The sequence below is a fragment of the Plantibacter sp. CFBP 13570 genome, from assembly GCF_014841395.1.
In the GTDB taxonomy this organism is placed as follows: Bacteria; Actinomycetota; Actinomycetes; order Actinomycetales; family Microbacteriaceae; genus Plantibacter; species Plantibacter auratus.
This window is the reverse complement of the sequence record NZ_JACYTW010000117.1, coordinates 1-5,010: the sequence shown is the minus strand read 5'-3', so window position 1 is coordinate 5,010 and position 5,010 is coordinate 1. Positions and strand designations below refer to the sequence as shown.

General features: G+C 69.6%; 5 protein-coding genes. 3 read left to right on the top strand and 2 right to left on the bottom strand.

From position 1 onward, the window contains the following. The first annotated feature begins 210 nt into the window (after nt 1-210). Together IFT89_RS19610 and IFT89_RS19605 are read left to right on the top strand one after the other, a co-directional pair. Nucleotides 211-1,155 carry an alpha/beta fold hydrolase gene (locus IFT89_RS19610; protein ID WP_202939814.1) on the top strand — a complete coding sequence of 315 codons (945 nt, stop codon included), beginning with the start codon at nt 211-213 and terminating at the stop codon, nt 1,153-1,155. A 90-nt stretch (nt 1,156-1,245) separates the two neighbouring features. Beyond that, entirely contained in the window at nt 1,246-1,506 is a 261-nt protein-coding gene (locus IFT89_RS19605) for a hypothetical protein (RefSeq protein ID WP_064295852.1), read from the top strand. A gap of 40 nt (nt 1,507-1,546) precedes the next feature. Here the strand turns inward: IFT89_RS19605 and IFT89_RS19600 are convergent, their stop codons facing one another. Beyond that, nucleotides 1,547-3,838 carry an FdhF/YdeP family oxidoreductase gene (locus IFT89_RS19600; RefSeq protein WP_202939813.1) on the bottom strand — a complete coding sequence of 764 codons (2,292 nt, stop codon included), beginning with the start codon at nt 3,836-3,838 and terminating at the stop codon, nt 1,547-1,549. Continuing rightward, nucleotides 3,835-4,713: a formate dehydrogenase accessory sulfurtransferase FdhD gene (fdhD, locus tag IFT89_RS19595; protein ID WP_202939812.1), complete on the bottom strand. Its 879-nt coding sequence runs from the start codon at nt 4,711-4,713 to the stop codon at nt 3,835-3,837. Before fdhD ends, IFT89_RS19600 begins: the two co-directional genes overlap by 4 nt. Before the next feature lie 93 nt (nt 4,714-4,806). On the opposite strand from fdhD, the gene mobA reads away from it, so the two are divergent. Further along, nucleotides 4,807-5,010: molybdenum cofactor guanylyltransferase (gene mobA, locus IFT89_RS19590; RefSeq protein ID WP_202939811.1), on the top strand; the 204-nt coding region annotated here is incomplete at its 3' end.

The window sequence follows — 5,010 nt, the reverse complement described above, 5'->3', positions numbered from 1 at the left end:
CGACGGAGTCGCAGCAGCCGACGCAGCCGCAGAGCCCGCCGCCCGCCGAGTAGGCGAACCGACGACGGAGCCGGGCTCCGCTTGCGTACAACTGCGTAGCTATGTCGGGCACGTCTTCGCCCAGCGGCGGATGTGGCGATGCGCTCGCTCCGTGAGTATGGAATCGGCGCGGTGCGACCGCCCGCCGCCGACTCCTCACGATGGGTGACGATGCGCAAGCTCCTGAAGGTTCCACTGATCTCGATCGCCACGATCGCCGGCCTCGTCGCGGCGGGCCTCGCGACGACGAGCATCGTGAACGCCGTCGCGAGTTCGTCGGAAGCGAGCGAACTGCAGCCCTACGGGCAGTTGGTCGACGTCGACGGCAAGGACATGAACGTCGTCATCAGTGGTTCCGGCGCCGAGACGATCGTCCTGCTGCCCGGGCAGGGCACCGCGGCACCCGGCCTCGACTTCGAGCCGCTCGTCGACGAGCTCCGCGACCAGTACCGGGTGGTGGTCGTCGAGCCGTTCGGCTACGGCCTCAGTGATCAGACGGACGTGCCCCGGACCTCGGCCAACATCGCCGGAGAGGTGCACGCCGCCCTGCAGCACCTCGGCATCGACCGCTACGTCCTCGCCGGACACTCGATCGCCGGCATCTACGCCCTCGAGTATCTGGAGCGGTTCCGCGCCGAGGTGACGGCGTTCATCGGGATCGACACGAGCGTCCCGACCCAGCCCGGAAGCGACGAGCCGACGCCGACCGATGGCGTCGAGACGCTGCAGGCGCTCGGCATCCTCCGCCTCCTCACCGCCATCGCGCCCGACCCGTACGAGGGCCTCCCGTACGACGCCGCCACGAAGCGCCAACTCGCGATCCTGACGAACCGCAATGCGATGTCGCCGACGCTGCTCGACGAGATCGCCCACACGCCCGGCAACTTCCAGGCGGCCCGGTCGCAGTCGTTCCCGGCCGACCTGCCGATCCTCATGTTCGTCGTCGGCGACGACCCGGAACTCTCCGACTGGGTGCCCCTTCACGAGGAGCAGCTCGCCGGAGTCGACCGGAGTGAACTCGTCCGACTCGACGGCGGCCACTACCTGCACCACACCGAGGCGACGGTGATGGGCGAGGACATCAAGCGGTTCCTCGCCGACACGCCGGGAGACTGAATCCCCGGCCGATCCGGGCTGGCGTGTCGTCGGATGTCGGGTTAGGCTCACTCTCTATCGAACGTATGTTCGAACGACGGGAGGCCACGCATGTTGATCACGAGCACCGAGATCGCGGTCTGGACGACGCCGGCAGGCGTGCCGGAGCGACTGTTCTGGGATGGAGCCCGGTACCTCGTCACCGACACCCCGACCCCGCTCGAGCCGAACGTCTCGTTCGTCACCCATCCGCCCGCGGCGACGCCCGCCTGGCGGTTCCAAGCGACCGCTGCAGACGGCCGGTCCTTCGTCTTCGACATCCGACTCGACGCCGCGCGCGGACGCTGGCAGCTCCTCCGCGCGTACGAATGAACCGCTCAGACCATCGCCCGGGCCGACGTCGCTCCGGGTGTCAGGCGGCCGGCTGCAATCGCACGACGATCGCCTTCGAGACCGGGGTGTTGCTCCGGTCGGCCGTCGAATCGAGCGGGACGAGGACGTTCGCCTCGGGGAAGTACGCCGCGGCACATCCACGAGCGGTCGGGTAGGAGACGACGCGGAAGCCGCGGAGTTCCCGATCCGGCTGCCCGGCCCACTCGCTGAAGACGTCCACCGTCTGCCCGTCCTCCAGGCCGAGGTCGCGGAGGTCGTCCGGGTTGACGAAGACGACGTTCCGGCCCTTCTTGATGCCGCGGTACCGGTCGTTCAGGCTGTAGATCGTCGTGTTGAACTGGTCGTGCGAGCGCAGGGTCTGCAGGAGCAGCCGACCGGGCGGGCAGTGGATCGGTTCGAGCTCGTTGACCGTCAGCAGGGCGCGCCCCTCGGGGTTCGTGAACGTGCGGGAGTCCCGCGGTCCGTTCGGCAGGACGAAGCCGTCCTCGCGGCGGATCTGCTCGTTGTACCCCTCGCAGCCCGGCACGACCCGTCCGATGTGTTCGCGGATCGTGTCGTAGTCGTCCTCGAACGCCTGCCAGGCGATGCCCGAGTCCTCACCGAGCGTCGCACGCGCGAGGCGCGTGATGATCGCGACCTCGGAGAGCAGACCGGGCGCTGCCGGCGGGATGCGGCCGTGCGAGGCGTGGACCGCGCACACCGAGTCCTCGACGCTGACCATCTGCGGTCCGCTCGCCTGCAGGTCGATCTCGGTGCGCCCGAGGGTCGGCAGGATGATCGCCGCCTCGCCCGTGACCGCGTGCGAGCGGTTGAGCTTCGTCGAGATCTGGACGGACAGCTGCGTTCCGCGGATCGCGGCCTCGGCGGCGGCGGTGTCGGAGATCGCCGCGACGAAGTTGCCGCCGAGCGAGATCCAGGTGCGGACCTCGCCCCGCCGCATCGCTCGGATCGCGTTCACCGCGTCGACCCCGTGCTCCCGCGGCATCGGGACCGCGAACTCGCGCTCCATGGCGGCGAGGAAGGACTCGGGCATCTGCTCCCAGATACCCATCGTCCGGTCGCCCTGCACGTTGCTGTGCCCGCGGATCGGCGATGCCCCGGCGCCAGGCTTGCCGATGTTCCCGCGGAGGAGGAGCAGGTTGATGATCTCCTTGATCCCGTTGACCGCCGCCTTGTGCTGGGTCAGACCCATCGCCCAGGTGACGATCGTCGCGTTCGACGCGATGTAGCGCTCGGCGAGTTCGTCGATCTGCTCGCTCGTGAGGCCGGTCGCCTCGAGCACGGCCGCCTCGTCGAGGTCGGCCAGGTGGGCCGTGAGCTCCTCGAGTCCGAGGCAGTGCTCGGCGAGGAACGCGTGGTCGAGGATCGTCCCCGGAGCTGCCGCCTCGGCCTCCAGGACCCGCTTCGAGACCGCCTGCAGCAGCGCCATGTCGCCGCCGAGCCGGATCTGCAGGAACTGGTCGGAGATGACCGTGCCGCGCCCGACCATGCCGCGGACCGTCTGCGGATTCTTGTACCGCTCGAGCGCCGCCTCGGGGAGCGGATTCACCGAGACGATCGTCGCGCCCGCCTGCTTCGCGTCCTCGAGCGCCGTGAGCATGCGCGGATGGTTCGTGCCCGGGTTCTGGCCCATGACGATGATGAGGTCGGCCTGCTCGAAGTCCTCGTACCGGATGGTCGACTTCCCGACGCCGATGACCTCGCCGAGCGCCGTGCCGGTGGACTCGTGGCACATGTTCGAACAGTCGGGGAGGTTGTTGGTCCCGAAGGCGCGCACGAAGAGCTGATAGACGAAGGCCGCCTCGTTCGACGCGCGGCCGCTCGTGTAGAAGACGGCTTCATCAGGGGACGCCTGCCCACGCAGCTGATCGCCGACGATGGCGAACGCCTCATCCCAGCTCACCGGCCGGTAGTGGTCCGAACCGGCCGGCTTGTAGACGGGCTCCGACAGTCGACCCTGCATGCCGAGCCAGTACTCCGACTTGTCGGCGAGATCGGTGAGCGAGTGTTCGGCCCAGAAAGCGCTCGGGATGACGACCGGCGTCGCCTCCCAGATGACGGCCTTCGCGCCGTTCTCGCAGAACTCGAGCTTCTTGCGGTCGTCCGGGTCAGGCCAGGCGCAGCTCATGCAGTCGAAGCCGCCGCGCTGGTTGATCGACGTGAAGAGCTCCGCGGTCCGCTTCGGCCCGAGCTGCCGGAGGGCGGGCTCCATGGAGTGCAGGATGCCGGGCAGGCCGACGGCGACGTGCTTCGGGTGGGTGACCTCGATGTCGGCGTCCGTGACGTCCTCGACGGGCGGTTCGGCGCTCATGCGTTCGCTCCGGTCTGGAGTGCTGCTGGCGCCGAGCCTTCGGCCGGGTCGGCAAGGCGATGCGCTCCGCTGTAGACGACCATCGAGTCGCCGCGGAGGAAGCCGACGAGCGTCATCCCGAGTTCGGTGGCGAGTTCGGCGGCGAGCGAGGACGGAGCGGAGACGGCGGCGAGCATCGGGATGCCGGCCATCGAGGCCTTCTGTGTGAGCTCGAAACTCGCGCGCCCCGACACCATCAGGACCATGGAGCGGAGCGGGAGCAACCCCTCCTTCGCCGCCCATCCGACGACCTTGTCGACGGCGTTGTGCCGGCCGACGTCCTCGCGGAGGACGAGCATCTCGCCGGTGCGGGCGTCGAACAGGCCGGCCGCGTGCAGGCCGCCGGTGCGTTCGAAGACCGCCTGCTGTGCCCGGAGGCGGTCGGGGAAGGTCACGAGGAGTACCGGGTCGAGGCGGAAGTCGTCGTCCGCGACGGAGTAGCGCGAGCTCGTCCGGACGGCGTCGATGCTCGCCTTGCCGCAGAGGCCGCACGAGCTGGTGGTGAAGAAGTTCCGTTCCAGGCTCGGATCGGGGGCGGGGACGCCGGGGGACAGGGCGACGTCGAGCACGTTGTACGTGTTGACGCCCTCGTCCGTCGCGCCGGCGCAGTACCGTGCGGTCCGGACGTCGTCACCCCGACCGATGACGCCCTCGGAGACGAGGAAGCCGATCGCGAGGTCGACGTCATGGCCGGGCGTCCGCATCGTGATGGCGAGCGAACGACCACCGACGCGGATCTCGAGCGGCTCCTCGACGGCGAGGACGTCCTCGCGGGTGCGCGCGGGCTGTCCCACCGTGATGCGGGTGACGCGTCTGCGCGCCGTGATGCGAGTCATGGCTCATGGCTATCACCACCATCGGACGAGGGCAAGGTGCCTCACCGGATCCGCAGCCGCCTCGGGGGTTGGATCGCGGCCTAGGCTGGTGCCATGTCCGTCGACGCGATCATCCTCGCGGGAGGGCGGTCCTCCCGCCTCGGCGGCGTCGCGAAGGCGTCGTTGCTCCGCGACGGCCGGACGCTCCTCCAGCTCGCGATCGATGCTGCGCGGGCGGCCGGCGGCCGTGTCGTCGTGGTCGGCCCCGAGGTCGGGACGACCGCTCCGGTCCGCTTCGTCCGCGAGCGCCCCGTGTTC